General features: G+C 73.9%; 22 protein-coding genes. 9 read left to right on the forward strand and 13 right to left on the reverse strand.

Annotation, left to right across the window (positions count from 1 at the left end; translation table 11 throughout):
- The first annotated feature begins 8 nt into the window (after positions 1 to 8).
- Complete coding sequence (locus CP977_RS32365) at positions 9 to 425, forward strand: DUF742 domain-containing protein (protein ID WP_152371351.1); 417 nt, start codon at positions 9 to 11, stop codon at positions 423 to 425.
- Positions 406 to 1,023, forward strand: coding sequence for a GTP-binding protein (locus tag CP977_RS32370; protein WP_062760074.1), 618 nt, complete (start codon positions 406 to 408; stop codon positions 1,021 to 1,023). The genes CP977_RS32365 and CP977_RS32370 overlap by 20 nt, the downstream gene beginning before the upstream one ends.
- A gap of 50 nt (positions 1,024 to 1,073) precedes the next feature.
- Here CP977_RS32370 and CP977_RS32375 read toward each other — a convergent pair whose 3' ends face one another.
- Complete coding sequence (locus CP977_RS32375) at positions 1,074 to 1,499, reverse strand: PPOX class F420-dependent oxidoreductase (protein WP_372460764.1); 426 nt, start codon at positions 1,497 to 1,499, stop codon at positions 1,074 to 1,076.
- Between the two features lie 152 nt (positions 1,500 to 1,651).
- On the opposite strand from CP977_RS32375, the gene CP977_RS32380 reads away from it, so the two are divergent.
- The 6 genes from CP977_RS32380 (at position 1,652) to CP977_RS32410 (ending at position 7,020) form a co-directional block, all read left to right on the forward strand.
- On the forward strand, positions 1,652 to 2,065 hold the full coding sequence (locus CP977_RS32380; protein WP_062760076.1) for a roadblock/LC7 domain-containing protein: 414 nt from the start codon (positions 1,652 to 1,654) through the stop codon (positions 2,063 to 2,065).
- Between the two features lie 188 nt (positions 2,066 to 2,253).
- Positions 2,254 to 3,765: a DUF6397 family protein gene (locus tag CP977_RS34300; RefSeq protein ID WP_221331389.1), complete on the forward strand. Its 1,512-nt coding sequence runs from the start codon at positions 2,254 to 2,256 to the stop codon at positions 3,763 to 3,765.
- A 174-nt stretch (positions 3,766 to 3,939) separates the two neighbouring features.
- Positions 3,940 to 4,317 carry a hypothetical protein gene (locus CP977_RS32395; RefSeq protein WP_062760077.1) on the forward strand — a complete coding sequence of 126 codons (378 nt, stop codon included), beginning with the start codon at positions 3,940 to 3,942 and terminating at the stop codon, positions 4,315 to 4,317.
- A 381-nt stretch (positions 4,318 to 4,698) separates the two neighbouring features.
- Positions 4,699 to 5,484, forward strand: a complete 786-nt coding sequence (locus tag CP977_RS32400) for a polysaccharide deacetylase family protein (protein WP_152371354.1) — start codon at positions 4,699 to 4,701, stop codon at positions 5,482 to 5,484.
- A gap of 445 nt (positions 5,485 to 5,929) precedes the next feature.
- Positions 5,930 to 6,652, forward strand: a complete 723-nt coding sequence (locus tag CP977_RS32405; RefSeq protein ID WP_109184773.1) for a hypothetical protein — start codon at positions 5,930 to 5,932, stop codon at positions 6,650 to 6,652.
- The gene (locus CP977_RS32410; protein WP_062760080.1) at positions 6,649 to 7,020 is read left to right on the forward strand and encodes a peptidase inhibitor family I36 protein; all 372 of its coding nucleotides are present in this window, start codon (positions 6,649 to 6,651) and stop codon (positions 7,018 to 7,020) included. Before CP977_RS32405 ends, CP977_RS32410 begins: the two co-directional genes overlap by 4 nt.
- Before the next feature lie 49 nt (positions 7,021 to 7,069).
- Here CP977_RS32410 and CP977_RS32415 read toward each other — a convergent pair whose 3' ends face one another.
- The 6 genes from CP977_RS32415 to CP977_RS32440 form a co-directional block, all read right to left on the reverse strand.
- Complete coding sequence (locus CP977_RS32415) at positions 7,070 to 7,837, reverse strand: rod shape-determining protein (protein ID WP_062760081.1); 768 nt, start codon at positions 7,835 to 7,837, stop codon at positions 7,070 to 7,072.
- 130 nt (positions 7,838 to 7,967) lie between these two features.
- Positions 7,968 to 9,155, reverse strand: coding sequence for a globin domain-containing protein (locus CP977_RS32420; protein WP_062760082.1), 1,188 nt, complete (start codon positions 9,153 to 9,155; stop codon positions 7,968 to 7,970).
- A 74-nt stretch (positions 9,156 to 9,229) separates the two neighbouring features.
- Positions 9,230 to 9,673 carry an RrF2 family transcriptional regulator gene (locus tag CP977_RS32425; RefSeq protein ID WP_062760083.1) on the reverse strand — a complete coding sequence of 148 codons (444 nt, stop codon included), beginning with the start codon at positions 9,671 to 9,673 and terminating at the stop codon, positions 9,230 to 9,232.
- A 141-nt stretch (positions 9,674 to 9,814) separates the two neighbouring features.
- Positions 9,815 to 10,213, reverse strand: a complete 399-nt coding sequence (locus CP977_RS32430; protein ID WP_062760084.1) for an SHOCT domain-containing protein — start codon at positions 10,211 to 10,213, stop codon at positions 9,815 to 9,817.
- 148 nt (positions 10,214 to 10,361) lie between these two features.
- Positions 10,362 to 10,811, reverse strand: a complete 450-nt coding sequence (locus tag CP977_RS32435) for a peroxiredoxin (protein WP_062760085.1) — start codon at positions 10,809 to 10,811, stop codon at positions 10,362 to 10,364.
- A gap of 102 nt (positions 10,812 to 10,913) precedes the next feature.
- Positions 10,914 to 11,522 (reverse strand): PadR family transcriptional regulator, encoded by a 609-nt coding sequence (locus tag CP977_RS32440; protein WP_062760086.1) that lies wholly within the window; start codon positions 11,520 to 11,522, stop codon positions 10,914 to 10,916.
- Positions 11,523 to 11,707: 185 nt separating this feature from the next.
- Here CP977_RS32440 and CP977_RS32445 point away from each other — a divergent pair, with 185 nt between their 5' ends.
- Entirely contained in the window at positions 11,708 to 12,193 is a 486-nt protein-coding gene (locus CP977_RS32445) for an SRPBCC family protein (protein WP_152371355.1), read from the forward strand.
- Between the two features lie 94 nt (positions 12,194 to 12,287).
- On the opposite strand, the gene CP977_RS32450 is transcribed toward CP977_RS32445, so the two are convergent.
- From CP977_RS32450 to CP977_RS32475, 6 genes are all read right to left on the reverse strand, one after another.
- On the reverse strand, positions 12,288 to 13,898 hold the full coding sequence (locus CP977_RS32450; protein WP_152371356.1) for an extracellular catalytic domain type 2 short-chain-length polyhydroxyalkanoate depolymerase: 1,611 nt from the start codon (positions 13,896 to 13,898) through the stop codon (positions 12,288 to 12,290).
- Positions 13,899 to 14,124: 226 nt separating this feature from the next.
- A complete protein-coding gene (locus CP977_RS32455) occupies positions 14,125 to 14,445 on the reverse strand; it encodes a cupin domain-containing protein (RefSeq protein WP_079131522.1) in 321 nt (106 codons plus the stop codon).
- 115 nt (positions 14,446 to 14,560) lie between these two features.
- Positions 14,561 to 15,898: a M20 metallopeptidase family protein gene (locus tag CP977_RS32460; protein ID WP_152371357.1), complete on the reverse strand. Its 1,338-nt coding sequence runs from the start codon at positions 15,896 to 15,898 to the stop codon at positions 14,561 to 14,563.
- 135 nt (positions 15,899 to 16,033) lie between these two features.
- Entirely contained in the window at positions 16,034 to 16,567 is a 534-nt protein-coding gene (locus CP977_RS32465) for a VOC family protein (protein WP_062760089.1), read from the reverse strand.
- Between the two features lie 138 nt (positions 16,568 to 16,705).
- Positions 16,706 to 18,355, reverse strand: coding sequence for an acyl-CoA dehydrogenase family protein (locus tag CP977_RS32470; RefSeq protein WP_062760090.1), 1,650 nt, complete (start codon positions 18,353 to 18,355; stop codon positions 16,706 to 16,708).
- Complete coding sequence (locus tag CP977_RS32475) at positions 18,339 to 18,956, reverse strand: TetR/AcrR family transcriptional regulator (protein ID WP_062760091.1); 618 nt, start codon at positions 18,954 to 18,956, stop codon at positions 18,339 to 18,341. The genes CP977_RS32470 and CP977_RS32475 overlap by 17 nt, the downstream gene beginning before the upstream one ends.
- Between the last annotated feature and the right edge of the window lie 96 nt (positions 18,957 to 19,052).

Here is a 19,052-nt window from a genome sequence, read left to right on the forward strand (position 1 = left end):
GAAACCCCATGAACGAGCACAGCACCGGCGGCGGCCCGTCCGTGCCGGGCGACCGGTGGTACGACTCCGACGCCGGGCCGCTCGTACGTCCGTACGCGATGACCGGCGGCCGGACGAAGCCGGGACCCGGCAACGTACGGTTCGACCTCATCGCCCTCGTCGTCGTGGACGACGACCCGACCGGACCGGCCGAGGAGTCCCTCCTCGGCCCCGAGCACCGGTCCCTGCTCGCCCTGTGCCGGGCCGAGACCCAGTCGGTGGCCGAACTCGCCGCCGACGCCGACCTGCCCGTCGGAGTCGTCCGGGTGCTCCTCGGCGACCTCCTCGAATCGGGCTTCGTGCGTGTCGGCCGACCCGTGCCGCCCGCGCGGCTCCCCGACGAAAGAATCCTGAGGGAAGTAATCGATGGCCTACGAGCACTCTGAGAGAGCCGGCGCGGACGACGACGCGGACAGCACCGCCCTCGCCCTGAAGATCCTCGTCGCCGGCGGGTTCGGCGTCGGCAAGACCACCCTCGTCGGCGCGGTCAGCGAGATCCGGCCCCTGCGCACCGAGGAACGGCTCAGCCGGGCCGGGGAACTCGTCGACGACACCGGCGGCGTGGACCGGAAGACCACCACGACCGTCGCCATGGACTTCGGCCGCATCACGATCCGCTCCGGACTCTCCCTCTACCTCTTCGGCACCCCCGGCCAGGACCGGTTCTGGTTCCTGTGGGACGAACTGTCGCAGGGCGCCCTCGGGGCGGTCGTCCTCGCCGACACCCGGCGCCTGGAGGACTGCTTCCCGGCGGTCGACTACTTCGAGCACCGGCGCATCCCCTTCGTGGTCGCCGTCAACTGCTTCACGGGCGCGCGTACCTACGGCGCGCACGACGTCTCCCGGGCACTCGACCTGGACCGGGGCACCCCCGTCGTCCTGTGCGACGCGCGCGACCGGGACTCCGGGAAGGAGGTGCTGATCCGCCTGGTCGAGCACGCCGGACGGGTGCACACCGCCCGGCTCCTGGACACCGTCGGCTGAGCCGGGGGAGGGGGCCGGGAACGACAGGACGGCCGGGACCGGCGGGGGCCTCAGTCCGCGAGGCCGGCCTCGGCGGTCACCTTGTCGATCCTGACCCGGACGAGGAGTTCGCCGGGGACGGCGTTGCGAGTGCCGAACTCCTCCGCCCGGTCCTCGCCCATGTAGCGGGCGCCGATGCGGGTCGCCCAGTGGCGCAACGCCTCCGGCTCCTCGCTGAGTTCGGCGCGCCCGAACAGCGAGACGAAGGAGAACGGCGGGTCCTCGTCGTCGACGCACAGGGACACCCGCCCGTCACGGGCGAGGTTGCGGCCCTTCACCGTGTTCTTGCCGGTGTTGAACACGAAGTCGTCGCCGTCGAGCACGAACCAGACCGGCACGACGTGGGGGCTGCCGTCGTCGCGGACGGTCGCCAGCTTGCCGGTGCGGGTCCCCGCGGACACGAAGGTCCGCCACTGGTCCTCGGTCATCTTCGTCATGCCTCCCATCCTGCGGTACACGCGGGCGTGGTGCAGTGCTTGCCCTGTCCACGACAGTGCGTAAGGCTTGCGCCGACACGCGGACCACGGTGGCACGGGGAGCACGGGAATCCGGGTCGACGGGGACGCACCGCACAGGGGGAGGACCACTGATGGCGTTGAACAAGGGACTGGACTGGCTCCTGGACGACCTGACGCAGCGGGTCGGGCACATACGGCACGCGCTGGTGCTGTCGAACGACGGTCTGGTGACGGGCGCGAGCAACGGCCTTGCGCGTGAGGACGCCGAGCACCTGGCCGCCGTCTCCTCCGGTCTGCACAGCCTCGCCCGGGGCTCGGGCCGGCACTTCAAGGCGGGCCGGGCGCGGCAGACGATGGTCGAGTTCGACGAGGCGCTGCTCTTCGTGACCGCCGCGGGCGAGGGCAGCTGCCTGTGCGTCCTGAGCGCGGCGGAGGCCGATGTCGGTCAGGTGGCGTACGAGATGACACTGCTGGTCAACCGAGTCGGCGAACACCTCGGAGTGGAGGCACGGCAGCCCGGCCAACCGGGTGACGGCCTGTTCTGACGCCCGCTCTCCTCCGCCCGACGTTCCACTCCGGTGGTCGGCCCCGAGGGTCGGCCACGAGTTGTCCACAGGCGGTTGTCCACAGACGGTGCGGCGTTCGTCACTCTGCGTTACGTTCTCTTCGGCGGGTCGAACGGATCCGCGCCACGGAGAGTGGAGAGTACGGACGCACGGGGGAGGACCGCGTGATGACGCTGGACGGCCACGACGGGACGGCGGGCAAGGGGACGACAGACGGAAGGGCAACGTACGGAAGGACGGCGGGCGAGGGGGCGGCGGACGAAGGGGCGCGCACGGTGACACCGGCGCGGGCCGCGCAGGAACTGGATCTGAAGCGCGACGAGTTCCGGCTCGCGGTCCAGCTCGGCCTGGTCCGGACGGTGCCGGTCGGAGAGGGCGGACGGCGTCGGGTCGAGCGGCACGAGCTCGACCGCCTCAGCGCCGCGCCGGACTTTCCTGCCGGCCTGCGCGACCGGGTGCGCGCGGTGGGCACCCGGGAGGCGGCCGCGCTCCTCGGGATCACTCCGGAGCGGTTCACCAGGCTGGCCCGGACGGGGCACCTCAGTCCGGTGCGGTTCTCGTTGAACCGCTACCGGGCGGTGGTGTGGACGTACCTGGCGGAGGAGGTCGCCGACTTCGGCCGCGCCTGTCCCGCGCTGCTCACGGGACGGCTGGCGCTGGAGCTCCGCGAGCGCCTGGCCGCGCGCGAGGACCTGCGGCCCAGGAACTGGCGCGCGCGACGGCTCGCCCTGCTGCTCCGCGCCGCCGCCGACCCGTGGGCGCGGGCCTCGGCCATCGCCTCCCTGCTCGACCCGCTCCAGGTCGCCGAGGTCGTGGACGATCCGTACGAGCGCGCCCACCTCGACCGGTTGCGCCCGCCGCCACCGCCCGGCATGCCGGTGCCCGCGGCCGCGCGCGAAATCGCCGAGCGGCTCGCGCGTGCCGACGACCCGGACGAGATCCTCTGGCACCGGCTGAGCCTGGCACTCGCCCTGGACGAGGCACGTGCCGCGTGCCCGGCCCCGTATCCGGGGGAGACGGCCAGGCCCGTGCCGATCGCACCGCCCGTGTGGGCGGCGCCGGCCGCCCCGGCCGCCCGGAAGACCGACACCGAGCCTTCCGTACGGTCCGACGCGGTGCCTTCCGTACGACCCGGGGCGGCGGACCCGTGGGCCGTGCCGGTGACGGTGAGCGGCGGCCCGCGGGCCCTGTCGGCACGGTCGTCGCCGACGGCGCGGTCCTTCCTGGAGGCGCCACCTTTCCCGGAGCCACTGCCTTTCCTGGAGGCGACGCCTCTTCCGGAGACATGGCTTCCCACGGAGCCCGAGCCCCACCCAGAGGTACAGCCCCACCCAGAGGTACAGCCCCACCCAGAGGTACAGCCCCACCCAGAGGTACAGCCCCACCCAGAGGTACAGCCCCACCCAGAGGTGCAGCCTCCCTCGGAGGCGCGACCCCTCCTGGAAGTGCCGCCTCTCCCTGAGGGGGAGCCTTTCCGAGAGGGGCAGCCTCTCCGGGAAGTGCCGCCTCTTCGGGTTGCGCCGTCCTTGCCCGCCGTGTCGCCGCCGGTGTCCTCCCGGCCGGTCTCCCGCAGGGCTTCCCGTCCGGCCCGCACCCGGTTTCTCGACCGGTTCCGGCGGGGCGGAGCGGGTGGCGAGGCGCGCGCCCGGCGGCGGAGGCGCCCGGTGGCGTGGCCCTGAACGCCGGGACCGGTCGGGCGCGGTACGGGACGACAGACCGGCGCGAAGAGCGCCGGGCACCCGCCGGCGGCCCTCGCGGTGCGGCGGCCCCGGGGGGATGCTGGAGGGGAGGCGCGACGAGCGCCCGCCACGAGGAGCCCGGGGTGCCACCGGCGGCCGGGGGACCGTGAGGAGATGAGCGACGTGTACGACTTGCACATCGACACCGACGTCACCGTCCAGTTGAGCGACTGCGACCGGGAGGACGCCCAGGCCGTCTTCGGCGTCCTCGACGCGGTCTACCGGCTCGAGGACATGACGACGTCCGCCCCGCAGGCGGCCACGGGGCCGTCCCCCACCGTCTGGACGGCCACGTTCGACACGGCCGGAGGCGAACACCGGGAGGTGTCTCCCGCCCGGCTGTCCGCCATGGTCGGCGTCACGCTCACCGGCGGCTACCACGCCGTCGACGAGGTCGAGAAGGTCCTGGCCACCGGCTTCGACGTCCAGTCCCGGCACACCGTCTCCGGCGACCAGGAGACGGAGGCGCGCCTGCTGCTCGCCTCCCGCTGAGCGGCGGGCACCGCCGGGCGCCGACGGCGGAAGGCGCCGCTACAAGGACGCCCCGGGAGACGCGGACGGGCGCTCCCGGGGCTCTCACGTGCCCGCGAAGAGGTGATCCGGTCAGGCAGCCCCCCGAGGGGCCGCCCGCCCTTGCCGTCCTCCCGCGAAGGGCTGCCTGACCCCGCCGCCTTCCCCCCGAGGGATTGCCCACCCTCGCCGTCCTCCCGCCAGGATCCGCCCGGCCTCGCCACCCTCCCCGCGAGGGGTCGCCCACCCCGCCACCCTCCCCGCTATACACCCTGTGTAGTGTGCATGTTCGGTCGCACGGCCCGCCCCGACCAGGCGACGGCCGCGGCCTGTCGAACGTCACCGGGGAAAGCGGGTTCCACCATGTTCCGATCCAGGCTGCGCCGACGCGGGGGAACCGCCGTCGCCCTGCTGGCCGCCGCGTCGCTGATGGTGACGCTGAGCGGCTGCGGCGTCGACCCGCTCACTCCGCAGGAGGCGCGGGAGGAGGCCGGGTCGGACGACAAGCCGGGCGGCGAGGGCCGCCGCGTCGACTGCGCCAAGACCAAGTGCATCGCGCTGACCTTCGACGCGGGGCCGGGCAAGGACACGCCCGAGCTCCTCGACATCCTCAAGGAGAAGCAGATCCCCGCCACCTTCTTCCTGCTCGGCAGCAAGCACGTCGACCGCTACCCGAAGGTGGTCAAGCGCATAGCCGACGAGGGCCACGAGGTCGCCAACCACACCTGGACGCACCGGATCCTGACCGACCTCGACGCCGCCGAGGTCCGCGAGGAACTGGAGCGCACCCAGGATGCCGTCGAGCGGATCACGGGCCGCAAGCCCACCCTGATGCGCCCGCCGCAGGGCCGCACCGACGACACCGTGTCCGAGGTCAGCAAGGAACTCGGACTCGCCCAGATCCTGTGGAGCATCACGGCCAAGGACTACTCGACCAACGACTCGGCCCTCATCGAGCAGCGCGTCCTCGACCAGGCGCACGGCGACGGGATCATCCTGCTCCACGACATCTACGACGGCACGGTCCCGGCCGTCCCCCCGATCATCGACGAGCTCAAACGGCGGGGGTTCACCTTCGTGACGGTGCCGGAGCTCCTCGCCCCCGGAAAGGCGGAGCCCGGCACCGTCTACCGCCCGGAGAAGGACTGACGGCCCCGCCGGCCCCGGAGGGCTTCGCCGAAATGGGGTGAGGTGCCTCACATCACCCACTCGGGACCTCTCGGAACATTCGGGAAAGGTTTACCGTTCATATGTATGTGACGGCGGAGGGGTCCGGTCCCCGAGGTGCCCCCCCCAAGAGGTGACCGCCCTTCGCCCGTCACGGCGATCAGCCCCGGTTGGAATCCCCCGTCCAGCCGGGGCTTTGTCGTTCCGCCCCCTTCTCTGCCCTTCGTTCCCTGCCCTGCCCTTCCCTCCGTGGTGCTCCCGCTGCTCGCGGTGCGCCCACGGCGCGCGAGAGGCGCACGCACCGGCGCGTTCGACTCGTTCGAGTGAGCCTCGGAATGGTGGCAGTACCTCCGGGAAACGATCACCCCGAGCCGGCAGGAGGACCACCCGCCGGCCCTCCGACCAGGGACGATCGAAGGGGGGCCCCATGCTCCGCGCCGCCTCGCGCACCCGTCACGCCCTCGCCGCGGCGGCCGCCTCGCTCCTGCTCGCCGGCTGCACCACCGTCGAGGCCGGAGCACCCGCGGCGCCCGGCGTCCCGACCACCGAGGCGGCCCGGGACGCACTCCTCAAGGCCGCCGAGCACCGCCTCGTCACCGACTGCCTGAGCGCCCGGGGCGTCACCCCCACGCCCAGGCCCCGAGCCCCCGACGAGGACCGCGCCTTCCGGGCGGCGCTCTTCGGCACCGGACCCCGTGAACTCTCCGTCACCCTCGCGACGGGCGCCACCGTCACCGCCCACACGGACGGCTGCCTCGCCGCCGCCCGCCACCGGCTCTACGGCGACCAGATGCGCTGGTTCCGCGCCCAGGTCACCGTCGACAACCTCCGTGCCGAGGCCCAGCACCGGATGCGCGCCGACCCCGTCCACCGCGCGGCCCTCGCCCGCTGGACCGCGTGCGTGACCCCACCGGACCGGCCCCGTCCCGACCGCCCCGATCCGGCGGTCGCCACCCGTTGCGCCCGCGAGACCGGACTCGACGCCGTACGCGCGCGCCTGGAGTCCGCCGAACTGGTCACCGTGCGCGCCCTGCGCCACGACGAACTCACCGCATACCGGCAGCTGCGCGACCGCGCGCTGCTGCGGGCGGCCGAACTGCCCGCGCCCCTCCGTACGTCCCACCCGCAGAAAGGCCACACCCTCCCGTGAAGCGCATCCTCGCCACCACCGCCGCGGCCCTGCTCGCCGCCACCACCGGCCTCGCCCTCGCCTCCTCCGCCGGGGCCGCCGAATGCCCCAGCGGCAACTTCTGCGTCTGGCAGGAATCCGGCTTCGGCGGCCAGCGCGCCAACTGGAGCGGGGACGACGGCTGGTGGGAGAGCTGGATCTCCGACACCGACTCCTCCTGGGCCAACCACGGCATCTCCGGTCCCGGAATCAAGGACCACGTCCGCGTCTACGAGAACGCCTGGCAGGGCGGCGGCATGACCATCTGTCTCGCCCCCGGTCAGGAGGTCGGGTACAACGGCGCCGCCAACGACCGCGGCGACTCCCACGTCTGGGCGACCGGCTGCTGACCCGGGTCCGCCCCGCCTCCCCGCCTGCCGGCGCCGGACCCGGCCGGCCTCACCCGCAGACGGGAGAGGCGACCGGGTGGCGGAGGGCGGAGGCGAGCATCAGGCCCGCGCCGCGGACGGCGCTGGTCGACGGGTCGTTGGCCAGGCGGAGGCGGGCCCGGAGGAGGTGTGCCAGCCGGCCGGTCACGTCGAGCCGGAGGGCGCCACCGCCCGTCACCAGGACGCCCCGGCGCAGCGCCCCGCGCACGGCGCCCGTGCGGTCGCGCCGCCACAGGTCGCTCACCAGGTCGGCGGCCGTCCCGGCGACCGAGTCCGGGGCGCTCCCCGACTCGGGGAGGTCGTCGAGGCCGACCTCGGCGAGCCGGGCGTCCACGACGAGGCCGTCCACGACGAGCGTGACCTCGGTCAGCTGCGCGCCGAGGTCCACCACGAGCAGCGGGCCGTCGCCGGCCGGGGCGGCGTAGGCCGCCGCGGCGCGGGCGCTGTCCACGGCGAAGACCCGTACCGCGCCGAGACCGTCCAGCACCCGCTTCGCCGCCTCCCGCTCCTCCCGACCGGCGAGCACCGGGTGGGTCAGCATCACGACGGTGTCGTGTCCGTCGCCGCCCGGTGCCGCGGCCGTCAGCCGCCGCAGCAGCCGGAGCTGGGAGTCGGCGTCGGTCACGCGACCGCGCCGCACCGGGCCGCTCGGCACGTCCGCGAAGACGCCCGCCCCCGGCGCCCAGGCGCGGGTCCGGGAGCTGCCGATGTCGAGGGCGATCCCGCGCACCGGCCGCCCGGCACCCCGACCGCCGTGTGCTGACCCGAACGATCCCATCGTCTCCGTCGCTTCCGTCCGTTCCTCCCGGACCCGCTGAATGCGAGGCCGATATGGCACCTCACTATGCAGTATCCGTAGCGGTAGCGCCATGCTGGTTGGAGATCGAAGGGATTTCGAGCGGAAGGGCTCAACTTTCGGCGCCCAGCCACAGGTCGGGGCCGAACACCTCGTAGTGGATGTCGGCCGCGGCGGTGCCCCGGCCGAGGAGGTCGCCGCGCACGGCGCGCAGGAAGGGCAGCGGTCCGCAGAGGTACGCGGTCGTGCCCGCCGGCAGGTCGAGCGCGGTGACGTCCGCGCGACCCGGCCGGGCACCGGAGTCGCCCGGCTCCTCGTACCAGAGGTGCAGGGTCCCCTGCGGCAGCGCGTCCACGAGGCGCCGCAGTTCGGCGGCGTGCGCGTGGGTCCCGGGAGCGCGGTCGGCGTGCACGACCACGACGGGGCGGGTCGAGCCGATGGTCGCGAGGTGGTCGAGCATGGCCAGCATCGGGGTGCTGCCGATCCCGGCGGAGGCGAGCAGCAGGGGGCCGTCGCCCTCGGGCAGGACCAGGTCGCCGAACGGGGCGGACACCTCCACCACGTCCCCCTCGCGGGCCTGGGCGTGCAGCCAGGACGAGACCTCGCCCGCCGGGTCGCCGTCGACCCGCTTCACCGTGATCCGCCACTGCGGGCGTCCCGGGGCGGAGGAGAGGCTGTACTGGCGGATCTGCCGGGCGCCGTCGGGCAGGGCGACCCGGACGCTCACGTACTGGCCCGGCCGGAACGAGGCCGTGGGGCTCCCGTCGGCGGGGCGCAGGACGAACGAGACCGTGTCGGCCGTCTCCTCCCGCCGCTCGGCGATCTCCATCGACCGCCAGACCTGGCCCTCGGCGACGCCGGCCTCCTGGTAAAGCCGGGCCTCCACGGCTATGAGCGCGTTGGCCATCAGCCAGTACACCTCGTCCCAGGCGCGCGCCACCTCGGGCGTCACCGCCTCGCCGAGGACCTCCACGATCGCGGCGAAGAGGTGCTCGTGCACGACCTTGTACTGCTCGGAGGTGACCCCGAGCGAGGCGTGCTTGTGCGCGATCCGCGCCAGCATCGCGTCCGGACGCCGGTCCGGGTGCTCCAGGAGGGCCGTGGCGAAGGCGGCTATGGAGCCCGCGAGTGCCTGCCGCTGCTCGCCGTTGGCCTGGTTCCCCCGGTTGAACAGGTCGCGCAGGAGCTCGGGGTGGGCGGCGAAGAGACGCCCGTAGAAGCGCTCGGTGATCCGGTCCAGGGCGCCGCCGACGGCGGGCAGGGTGGCGCGGACGACCGGGACGGCCTGCTCGGACAGCATGGAGGACTCCCAATCTGGTAAATGATCTACCTATTTAAGGGCGGAAGGAAGCGCACACCGGTCGGTGCGCGGGATCAGGGGGTGGGGCGGGGGGAGAGCGAGAGGAGGAGCGGACCGGTCGGCGAGGACACGAGCTCCGCCACGGTCAGCGGGTCGAGCACGCGGTAGAACGCCTCCTGTGCCTCGCGGAGCGCCCCCCGGAGCCGGCAGGCGGACCTGAGCGGGCAGGGCGGGTCGCCCTCGCAGGCGACGACCTCCTCCTCGCCTTCCAGAGTGCGGGTCAGCCAGCCCACCGACGAGCGCCGGCCCAGCTCCGTCAGGGCGAGCCCGCCGCCGCGTCCGCGGCGCGCCTCGACCACGCCGAGGTGCTGGAGCCGGGTGACCACCTTCGCCATGTGGGCGTACGGCACGTCCATCGACTCCGCCACCTCCCGCGTGGTGACGGACTCCTCCTGCGTCGTGACCGCCAGGCGCATCACGGCGCGGAGTGCCAGGTCGGTGAACTTCGTCAGCTTCACGGGATGACCGTATCAAAGCGGTATTTTAGATACTTATTTGGGGGGTGTGATGTTCGCCGGTGCCGCGACGACAAGGCCGCCGGTCCACCGGGACGGGTCCCGGTGGACCGGCGGCTGCGGCGTCCGTGCCTTCCCGGCGCCTCAGGACAGCACCTTGGCCTTCGCCTTCTCGAACTCCTCCGGCGTGATGGCGCCCTTGTCCTTCAGGTCCGCCAGCCGGGCCAGCTCGTCCGTGGCACTCGCGCCGCCGCCCTGCGTCCCGGCGGCCTTGCGGATGTAGTCCTGGAACGCGGCCTCGCTGTCCTTCGCCTGCTTGATGTCGCGCCGGCTCATGCCCTTGCCGCGGGCGATGACGTAGACCAGCACCCCGAGGTAGGGGAGCAGGATGCAGAAGACCAGCCAGCCGGCCTTGCCCCAGCCGTGCAGGGTGTGGTCCCGGAAGATGTCGGTGACCACCTTGAACAGCAGGAACAGCCACATGATCCAGAGGAAGAACCACAGCATGGTCCAGAAGAGGTTGAGGAGGGGGTAGTCGTCCATTCCTGCACGCTCCGTTCCGGCGCCGGCCGAGAAGGGGCCAGCCTTGAAGCGAGTCTCACCCGAGCACCGCCTCCCCGCACGTCGTGTCGGCCCGCCGCGCGGACCACCCGCCCCCGCCGCCCGGGACGGAGACGGAGGCCGACGCGCCTCAGGCGCCGCGCAGGACGGCCAGCGCGCGGTCCGCGTGCGCGTTCATCCGCAGCTCGCTGCGCACGACCTCCCGGACCCGCCGGTCCTGGCCGATCACGAACGTGACCCGCTTCGTCGGCGCGAGCGAGAACCCCCGCTTGACGCCGAACCGCTCCCGCACGGCGCCGTCCGCGTCGGACAGCAGGGGGTAGCCGAGGGAGTGCCGCTCGGCGAACTCCTGCTGCCGCTCCACCCCGTCGGAGCTGATCCCGACGGGCAGCGCGCCGACGGCGCGGAACTCGGCCGCGAGGTCGCGGAAGTGGCAGGCCTCGGCGGTACAGCCCGGGGTGAGCGCCGCCGGATAGAAGAAGAGGACGACCGGCCCCTCGGCCAGGAGTCCGGTCAGGGAGCGGGAGGTACCCGTCTCGTCCGGAAGGCTGAAGTCCTCGACGAGGTCACCGACGTTCATGGAGGTCCGTCCCCGATCCGTCCCGATGCGCCGCCGGAGCCTCCGGCGGCCGGCCGGTGACGTTACCGCAGAGTAGGACCCCGGACCACCCTCCGAGGCCCGTCACGCCCCCCGCGCCGCCTCGGCCCCAGTCCTCCCCGCCCCGTCCCGGGCGTCCACGGCGGCGCGCCGGTCGAGCACGGCGAGGACGCGGGTGCCCCAGCGCAGGTTCTCCTCCTCGAAGAACCGGCCGCGCATCAGCGTGAGATACGGCCCGATGCGCTCCGTCTCGTCCAGGTACGCCTCCTCGTCCCGGCCGGCGAGCATCCGCTCCCGCAGCCGGTCGTAGCGGGCGAGCTTGGTCCGGGCCGTCTCCATCCGCCGGGCCACGAACGCGCGGACGGCCGCGGTGTCCCCCTCGTCGCAGGCCTGCACCTGGACCAGCAGCTCGTCCCGGACGGCGCTCGGACGCGGGGGCGCCGACGTGTACACGGTCAGCTCCCGCCTGCCCGCATCGGTGAGGCGGAACATCCGCTTGTTGGGGCGCCGTTCCTGCTCCACCACCCGGGCCGTGATCAGACCGGCCTCCGCCAGCCGGTCGAGCTCGCGGTAGAGCTGCTGCGGGGTCGCGGCCCAGAAGTTGGCGACGGACACGTCGAAGATCTTGGCCAGGTCGTATCCGGAGGCCTCGCCCTCCAGGAGAGTGGCGAGGACGGCGTGCTTGAGGGACATCCGGACACGCTAGCAGTCCGTTGAATAGTTTCTTCCGCACCTATTCAACGGAAGAAGGATCATCGGACCGCCTGAGGTCGCCCGCCCGTGACACCCCCGGCTCCCTTCGCTGGCACGTACGTCCGGCGCCCGCCTAGGCTGGAGGGGAGGGGAAGCCGCGGGGGAGCAGATCCGAGGGCAGTGCGATGGGCAGCGACACGTTCGTCTACACCACCTACATCCGGACCACCCCCGACGTGCTCTGGAGGGCGCTCACCGAGCCGGAGCTCACCCGCCGCTACTGGGGCGTGGCCTTCGAGACGGACTGGACGCCTGGCGCCCCCGTGGTCTGGGAGGAGCGCGGCCGCAGGACCGCCGATCCCGAGCAGGTGGTCCTCGCGTCCGAGCCCGGCCGCCTCCTCTCGTACACCTGGCACACCTTCACCCCGGAGTGGGCGGAGGCCGTCGGCCTCGGGCACGAGGCGTACGCGCGCCTCGTCGCGGAGCCCCGGTCCCGGGTGGCCTTCGCGATCGAACCGGCGGGCGACACGGTCAGGCTGACGGTCACCCACGGCGGCCTGGCCCCCGACGGCTCCATCAAGGAGCAGATCGCCGAGGGCTGGCCCGCGCTGATCTCCAGCCTCAAGTCCCTCCTGGAGACCGGGGAGGAACTTCCGGAACCGCCCCGCTGACCCGTTCGGCGCGGCACCGGACACCATCAGCCTTCCGGACGGACGCACGGACGCACGGACACACGGACGGACGCCGACGGCGACGGTGAACCCTCTACCTGTACTCGACCGTCAGAGTCACCGGCGTGTCCCGGTTCACGAAGAGGTACGCCGTGCCGGCCGGCGCCGATGCGAAGCCCAGGCGGAACTGGGTGGTCCCGCCCCGGTTCAGGGCCGCGACCGCCTCCGCCGACAGGTCCGCCGACACCGCGCTCCCCGACGAGAACGCGTCGATCCGCGCGCCGCCCGCCACCGAGGCAGGCGCCGACCAGTCCGCCGGCTCGACCGCGCACCCGCCGAAGCAGCCGGTCCGCACGTCCACCAGGAGCCGGTTCCCGGCGGGCGAGGCCCAGGGGTCGCCCGAGCCGCTCGACCGCGTGACGGTCAGCCAGGCCCGGGCGATCTCCCTGCCGGCCGGGATCCGCGAGGTGTCGAAGGAGACCACCGTCCGGTTCACCTTCCCGTCCGTGCCCCGGCCCAGCGCCAGCCCGGACAGGTCCTCCAGGGTGCCGACCGCCGCCCCCGAACCGTCCGCCGCCGCCTTCACATAGCCGTCCTCGGCGTCCGTGCTGCTCAGGACCGTCCGGTCGGACGAGGGCGGCGGCGTCCCCGTGCCGCGCAGCGCCCGCACCATGCCCATGACGGCCTCGATCTGCTTCCCGCCGTGCCGGGCGTAGGCCGTGTCACCGAGGTAGCCCCACCAGTTCCAGCACCCGTTCGGGTTCTCCAGCGTCCCCGTGGCCGCCGCCTGCGGATACAGCACGATCATGTCGTTGGTGTCGGCGTACTCGTTGAGGTACGCGCCCTCCACGAACCTGGTGCCGAACCCCTGGTACGTGTACCCCTGCTTGCAGCCGTGCAGCGCCACGAGCAGACGGCAGCGCGCCCCGTCGGAGCAGGACCTCGGCACGTACGCGAAGCCCTCCGCGCCCATCGAGATCGCCGACGCCGAACCGCCGGGCGCGTACGCGTTCTGGTCGAAGCGGATCAGCGAGCCGCCCGTCCCGGAACCGGGTGCCGCGACCGACCCGAGGAGGTGCCCGAGCAGCGCCCCCTCCGCGTCGGTCCCGCACTTGTTCAGGAACGGGGTCTGCGTCGCCCCGCAGGAGTTGGGCCCGAGCGGGGTGATCCAGGCGTGCCCCGCCGCCGTGGACCGGTCGTAGTGGACCCGGGCGCCGAACCGCCCGTAGTAGTCGGAGAGCGCGTCCACCACCGGCCGCTTCACCGTGGTGTCCGCCGACCCGCTGAAGGCGTACACCGGGTCGCCCGCCAGGTTCTCCACCGGATCGATCTGCCCCCGCGCGGACCGGTCGCGGGTGGCCTGCTCCAGGGCGGTGAGCTGGAGGTTCTGGACGGTGTCCATACAGGCGTTGAGCGCCGTGGCGAGCTGCCCCCGGGCGCAGTCGTACGGCCCCGAGGCGAAGACCGCCGAGCCCTCGAACGTCCCCGAGTACGCCACGTGCAGCTGCGTGGCCATGTACCCGCCGGACGAGACGCCCGCGCTGAACACGGAACCGATGTCGTACCCCTGGAGCGTGCCGGGCACGGGCGGGGGAGCGGCGGCCCCGGCGGGGACCGCGGTCGGGAAGAGGGCGGCGGCGGCGCACAGCAGCAGCGCCGCGAGACGACGTGGCCCGCGCAAGCGGGCGGGACGGGGTGGACGCATGGGGGCTCCCGGGCGGCTCGTTCCTGACGGGGGATCGGCCGGGACGCTACGGCCTCCCCGGAGCCGTCCTCCATGGGTGAGGACGCCACAATCCGACCCGCCCGCTATGGCGGCCCGTCACCTGGCAGCCGGCGCGGGCCGCCCGTCGCGAACCGCGCGGCCGTCGAGCACTACGCGGAGGACCTCGACACGACCTGGGTGACCGGGGCCGGTACGGGGGCGCGCGTCAGTCGTTCACGGCGGTCAGGAGGACCACCGCGTCCTCCAGGGCGGTCAGGCCGTGCCGCTCCTTGGGGATCATGCGGAGCGTGCCCGCCCGCAGCTCCTCCGCCCGGTCGGCCGCCGTCAGGTCCACCCGGCCCCGCAGCACCTGGAGGCTCGCGGCGGGCGGCGCGTTGTGCTCGTCCAGGGACGTGCCCGCCGTCAGGGCGATGACGGTCTGCCGGAGCACTCCGTCGTGCATCACCAGATGGGCGCTCCGCCCGTGCGGCGAGGTGCGGGCCGCGGCCAGGTGCTCGTCGGCGAGGGCGGTCAGGTCCAGGATCATGTCTCTCCCTGCGGGGTGCGCGGGCGGATGGCTCCAGCCTCCCGCGTGACGACCGGGACGCAAGTCGGGACCGCCGACCGCGCCCGGACCGCCACCGGGACGGGTCCGCCGGCGCTCACGCGCGCCCCCGCCGCGCCGGGAGCGGACCGCCCGCGTCGGGAGTCTCCTCCGGGACGACGAGGGCGCCCCTCAGATGGTCGTACGCCACGTGCGCGTGCAGCCGGACACCGGTGACGAGGGCGGAGTCGTCGGCGTAGAAGCCGGGGTTGTGGTTGGTCACCAGACCGCGCCCGCCCTCCACCGGGACCGGCCGGCCCGACGCGTCCAGGGCCGCGTCCTGGACCCCGAGCGTCACGTACAGGCCGCCGAACCGCCGCACGAACTCGGAGACGTCGTCGTACCCGAGCGTCCCGCCCGTCTCCACCACGCGCCCCGCGCCGGCCACCCGGCGGAAGGTCGGCAGACCGGCCGCCACCCACGGCCCGCTGTTGTGCACGGGCGGTACGGGCTGGAGGTACTCCGCCGTGGCCGCGGCCCCGTACGCCGCCGCCGAGTGCTCCACGAGCGTCGTCAGGCGCCGCCGCACCTCCGCCATGTCCGACTCGACGGCGGTGCGGATCGTGCCCCACAGCGTCACCGTCTCCCCGACGATGTTGAAGCGGCCGACGTCCTCCACGTGCCCGATGGACACCGTGACCGGGTCGAAGGCCGAGACCTGCCGGTACAGCTGCCCGATGCCCGTCAGGATCGCGCCGGCCGCCGGCATCGGATCGACGCCCTGCCAGGGCGTGGAGCCGTGCGTCTGCCGGCCGGTGACGACGATCCGGACGAGCACGGACGCGCCGTACTGGTTGCCGATCCGGTACCCCACGTACCCCTTCGGGTACGGCGTCACGTGCATCCCGAAGACCATCGTCGGCACCGGACCGGCGAAGGCGCCCGCCTCGACCATCGCCCGCGCCCCGCCCTCCTCGGTCACCGGCGGCCCCTCCTCGGCGGGCTGGAAGACGAACAGGACGGTCCCCGGCAGCCGGTCGCGGACCTCCGAGAGGACCGTCGCCGCGCCCAGCAGCATCGCCGTGTGGCAGTCGTGGCCGCAGGCGTGCGACACCGGGAACGGCCCGCCCGGGTAGTCGGCGTCCACCGCCTCGGAGACGAAGTCCGCCCCGCACAGGTCCCGCACCGGCAGCGCGTCCATGTCCGCCCGCAGCGCCACGACCCGCTCGCCCGCCGTCCCGCCGCGCAGGACCCCCACGACCCCGTGGCCCGCGATGCCCGTACGGACCTCGTCGAGGCCGAGGCCGCGCAGGTGGTCCGCCACCAGACGGGCCGTGTTCACCTCCCGGTTGGACAGCTCCGGATGCCGGTGCAGATGGTGCCGCCAGGCCACCACCCGCTCCGCCGTCCCGGCCGCCCGCGCGTCCAGCTCCTCGTGCATCGCCTCGCTGCCCAACGGGACTCCTCCCTCGCGCTCCGGCGAACACCGCGACCCGGGGGAACCCGCCCCCGGGGAACGTGCCCCTTCAGCCTGCCACCGGAAGGCCGGGGAGGCACGGCAGGGCCCCGGCCCGCCGGGCACGTGCGGGAGTCAGGCGGCCGGCCCGACCGGGGCACTGCTGCGTCCCCGCTCCCGGCCGCTCAGCTCGGCGTCGAGCGTCGCCTGCGCCACCCGCATGCCCTCGGCGTACACCGGGTCCTGGAGCCGCCTCCACATCTCCTCCTCGGAGACGTCCTCGACGTGGCTCGTCACCCACCAGATGGTGCCGAAGGGGTCCCGGACGCGCCCGCCCCGCTGCCCGAACGCGCTGTCGGACAGGGGCGTGACGACGCGGCAGCCCGCCGCGACGGCCCGGGCGAACACGGCGTCCGCGTCGGCGACGAACACGCGCAGCAGACTGGGCAGGACGGGCCAGTCCGGGCGCCGGTCGAAGGCCAGGACGACGGTGTCCCCAATCCGGATCTCGCCGTGGCCGATCGAACCGTCCTCGGTGGGCACGCGCGCCAGCTCCTCGCCCCCGAACACCTCGGCGACGAAGTCGAGGAAGGCTCCGGTGTCGTCGGTGACGACCCAGGGCGCCACGCTGGTGTAGCCCTTCGGCGCCGCGCCGGTCTGCTCGTACATCTCACGGTCCTTCCGTCGGCGCGCCCCGGGGTGGGGCGCTCCGGCGACAGTAGGTGTGAAATAGGACAGATCTTGTCCGCCATGAAGGTGCGGGAGGCTACGTCGTACCGCCGCCGTCCCTTCGGACCAGCCGTCCCCTCAGGCCGCCGCGTCCGGCCCGCTCCGTTCGACGATCGACGCCGTGTCCAGGCCCGCCGGGAGCGTGCCGAAGGCCAGGCCCCGGTCGCCGTCGAGCCGCGAGGCGCAGAACGCGTCCGTCACCGCCGGGTTCCCGTGCCGGACCAGCAGCGAGCCCTGGAACACGAGCGCGAGCCGCTCCACGAGCCGCCGCGCCCCGTACGCCACCGCGTCGGGGTCCCCGAGCCCCGCCAGCTCCTTGCGGAGCCCGGCGACCGCCGCGTCCAGGCGCCGGTCGGCGCCCGCGCCCCGGTCGACCTCCGCGAAGAACGCCTCCACCGCCTGCGGCTGACGGGCCATCGCCCGCAGCACGTCGAGCGCGGCCACGTTCCCCGACCCCTCCCAGATGGAGGGCAGCGGCGCCTCCCGGTAGAGCCTCGGCAGGCCCGAGTCCTCCACGTAGCCGTTGCCGCCCAGGCACTCCAGGGCCTCGGCCGCGTGCGCGGGCGCCCGCTTGCACACCCAGTACTTGGTGACCGCGAGCCCGAGCCGCCGCAGCTGCTCCTCCTCCGCGTCGCCGCGCGCCGCCCGGTCCACCGCCCCGGCGAGCCGCAGCGCCGCGAGCGTGGCCGCCTCCGCCTCCACCGCCAGGTCGGCCAGGACGTTCCGCATCAGCGGCTGGTCGACGAGTCGCGCCCCGAACGCCCGCCGGTGCGTGGCGTGGTGGACCGCGTGCACGAGCCCCAGGCGCATCCCGGACGCCGAGCTGATCGCGCAGTCGAGCCGCGTCATGTTGACCATCCGGATGATGGTCGCCACCCCGCGCCCCTCCTCGCCGACCAGTCGGCCGAGGGCACCCTCGTACTCGATCTCGGAGGAGGCGTTCGAGCGGTTCCCCAGCTTGTCCTTCAGGCGCTGGAGCCGGATCGCGTTGCGGGTGCCGTCCGGCAGGACGCGCGGCACCAGGAAGCAGGAGAGCCCGCCGGGCGCCTGCGCGAGGGTGAGGAAGACGTCGGACATGGGGGCCGAGGTGAACCACTTGTGGCCGGTCAGCGCGTACAGACCGGGCTCGCCCGCCGGGACCGCCCGGGTCGTGTTCGCCCGGACGTCCGAACCGCCCTGCTTCTCGGTCATCGACATCCCGGCGATGATCCCGCGCTTCTCCGTCGGCACCCGCAGCCCGAAGTCGTACGACGGGGAGGTGAGCAGCGGCTCGTACACCTCGGCGAGGTCCGGCTGGGCGCGCAGCGCGGGCACGGCGGCGTACGTCATCGAGACCGGGCACAGGTGCCCGGCGTCGGCCTGCCCCCACACGAACACCTTGGCCGCGCGCGCCACGTGGGCGCCGGGCCGCTCGTCGCGCCAGGGCGCGCCGTGCAGCCCGTGCCGTACGGCCACGTCCATCAGGGAGTGCCAGTACGGGTGGAACTCGACCTCGTCGGTCCGGTGGCCGTACCGGTCGTGGGTGTGCAGGACGGGGGAGTGGCGCTCGGCGAGCCGCCCCCACTCCTGCGCCTCGGCGCCACCGGCCCGTACGCCCAGCTCGCGGACCTCCGCCTCGGCCCAGCCGGCGCCCTCCCGGCGCAGCGCCTCCAGGAGGGCGGGGTCGGCGGAGACGTCGTGGCCGGTCAGCGGGGGGACCTGGTTGGTGACCTCATGCGTGGTCGGCATCGGGGACTCCCAGTGCTCGCAGGGTGAAGGTGACGAGTGCGGGTACGGTGCCGGGTCCGACGGACCCCTCCGCCAGCGGGCCGACGAGCGCCTCGGCGCCCGCCCCGACCAGTGCCGAGGCCGTCAGGACGGGGTCCTGGGGCGGCAGTTCGCCCGAGCGGACGCCCTCCTCGACGCGGGCGGCGAAGACGTCCCGGAACGCGCGCCGGAAGACGAGCCGTTCGGCGTCCACGGCCGGGTCGACGGGCTCGGCGAGCAGCGCGTAGGCGAGGCGCGGCGACTTCAGGGCGCGCAGGGCGAAGGTCTCGACGACGGCGACCACCCGCTCGGCGGCCGTACGGTGCCCGGGGTGCCCGGCCGCCTCGGAGACGGCTGCGACCTCCCGGCCCACCACGGTCCGGAAGAGCTCGACGGCGAGCTCGGACTTGCCGTCGAAGTGGCGGTACACGCTGCCCGTGGCGATCCCGGCCCGCGCGGCGACGGCGGCCACGGTGCACCCCGCGTACCCCTGCTCGGCGAGCAGCCCGAGCGCCGCCTCGACGACGGAGGCGCGCTGGGCGTCGAGCCGGGCCTGAACGGCGGGGGTGCGTCGGTAGGGCATGGAAGGAGTGAAGCAGTGATTCACTGCTTCATCAATAGGTCGGACGAGCGGGAAAAGGACTGCCCCGCCGTCCTGGGGGGACGGCGGGGCAGCAGG

This window comes from Streptomyces cinereoruber, assembly GCF_009299385.1.
Classification (GTDB): domain Bacteria; phylum Actinomycetota; class Actinomycetes; order Streptomycetales; family Streptomycetaceae; genus Streptomyces; species Streptomyces bikiniensis.

Excerpts from the sequence above, each read along its gene's own strand:
- CP977_RS32365 (WP_152371351.1), top strand. The coding sequence starts at position 9 with ATGAACGAGCACAGCACCGGCGGCGGCCCGTCCGTGCCGGGCGACCGG.
- CP977_RS32370 (WP_062760074.1), top strand. The coding sequence starts at position 406 with ATGGCCTACGAGCACTCTGAGAGAGCCGGCGCGGACGACGACGCGGAC.
- CP977_RS32375 (WP_372460764.1), bottom strand. The coding sequence starts at position 1,499 with ATGACGAAGATGACCGAGGACCAGTGGCGGACCTTCGTGTCCGCGGGG.
- CP977_RS32380 (WP_062760076.1), top strand. The coding sequence starts at position 1,652 with ATGGCGTTGAACAAGGGACTGGACTGGCTCCTGGACGACCTGACGCAG.
- CP977_RS34300 (WP_221331389.1), top strand. The coding sequence starts at position 2,254 with ATGACGCTGGACGGCCACGACGGGACGGCGGGCAAGGGGACGACAGAC.
- CP977_RS32395 (WP_062760077.1), top strand. The coding sequence starts at position 3,940 with ATGAGCGACGTGTACGACTTGCACATCGACACCGACGTCACCGTCCAG.
- CP977_RS32400 (WP_152371354.1), top strand. The coding sequence starts at position 4,699 with ATGTTCCGATCCAGGCTGCGCCGACGCGGGGGAACCGCCGTCGCCCTG.
- CP977_RS32405 (WP_109184773.1), top strand. The coding sequence starts at position 5,930 with ATGCTCCGCGCCGCCTCGCGCACCCGTCACGCCCTCGCCGCGGCGGCC.
- CP977_RS32415 (WP_062760081.1), bottom strand. The coding sequence starts at position 7,837 with ATGGGATCGTTCGGGTCAGCACACGGCGGTCGGGGTGCCGGGCGGCCG.
- CP977_RS32420 (WP_062760082.1), bottom strand. The coding sequence starts at position 9,155 with ATGCTGTCCGAGCAGGCCGTCCCGGTCGTCCGCGCCACCCTGCCCGCC.
- CP977_RS32430 (WP_062760084.1), bottom strand. The coding sequence starts at position 10,213 with ATGGACGACTACCCCCTCCTCAACCTCTTCTGGACCATGCTGTGGTTC.
- CP977_RS32435 (WP_062760085.1), bottom strand. The coding sequence starts at position 10,811 with ATGAACGTCGGTGACCTCGTCGAGGACTTCAGCCTTCCGGACGAGACG.
- CP977_RS32440 (WP_062760086.1), bottom strand. The coding sequence starts at position 11,522 with ATGTCCCTCAAGCACGCCGTCCTCGCCACTCTCCTGGAGGGCGAGGCC.
- CP977_RS32445 (WP_152371355.1), top strand. The coding sequence starts at position 11,708 with ATGGGCAGCGACACGTTCGTCTACACCACCTACATCCGGACCACCCCC.
- CP977_RS32450 (WP_152371356.1), bottom strand. The coding sequence starts at position 13,898 with ATGCGTCCACCCCGTCCCGCCCGCTTGCGCGGGCCACGTCGTCTCGCG.
- CP977_RS32455 (WP_079131522.1), bottom strand. The coding sequence starts at position 14,445 with ATGATCCTGGACCTGACCGCCCTCGCCGACGAGCACCTGGCCGCGGCC.
- CP977_RS32465 (WP_062760089.1), bottom strand. The coding sequence starts at position 16,567 with ATGTACGAGCAGACCGGCGCGGCGCCGAAGGGCTACACCAGCGTGGCG.
- CP977_RS32470 (WP_062760090.1), bottom strand. The coding sequence starts at position 18,355 with ATGCCGACCACGCATGAGGTCACCAACCAGGTCCCCCCGCTGACCGGC.
- CP977_RS32475 (WP_062760091.1), bottom strand. The coding sequence starts at position 18,956 with ATGCCCTACCGACGCACCCCCGCCGTTCAGGCCCGGCTCGACGCCCAG.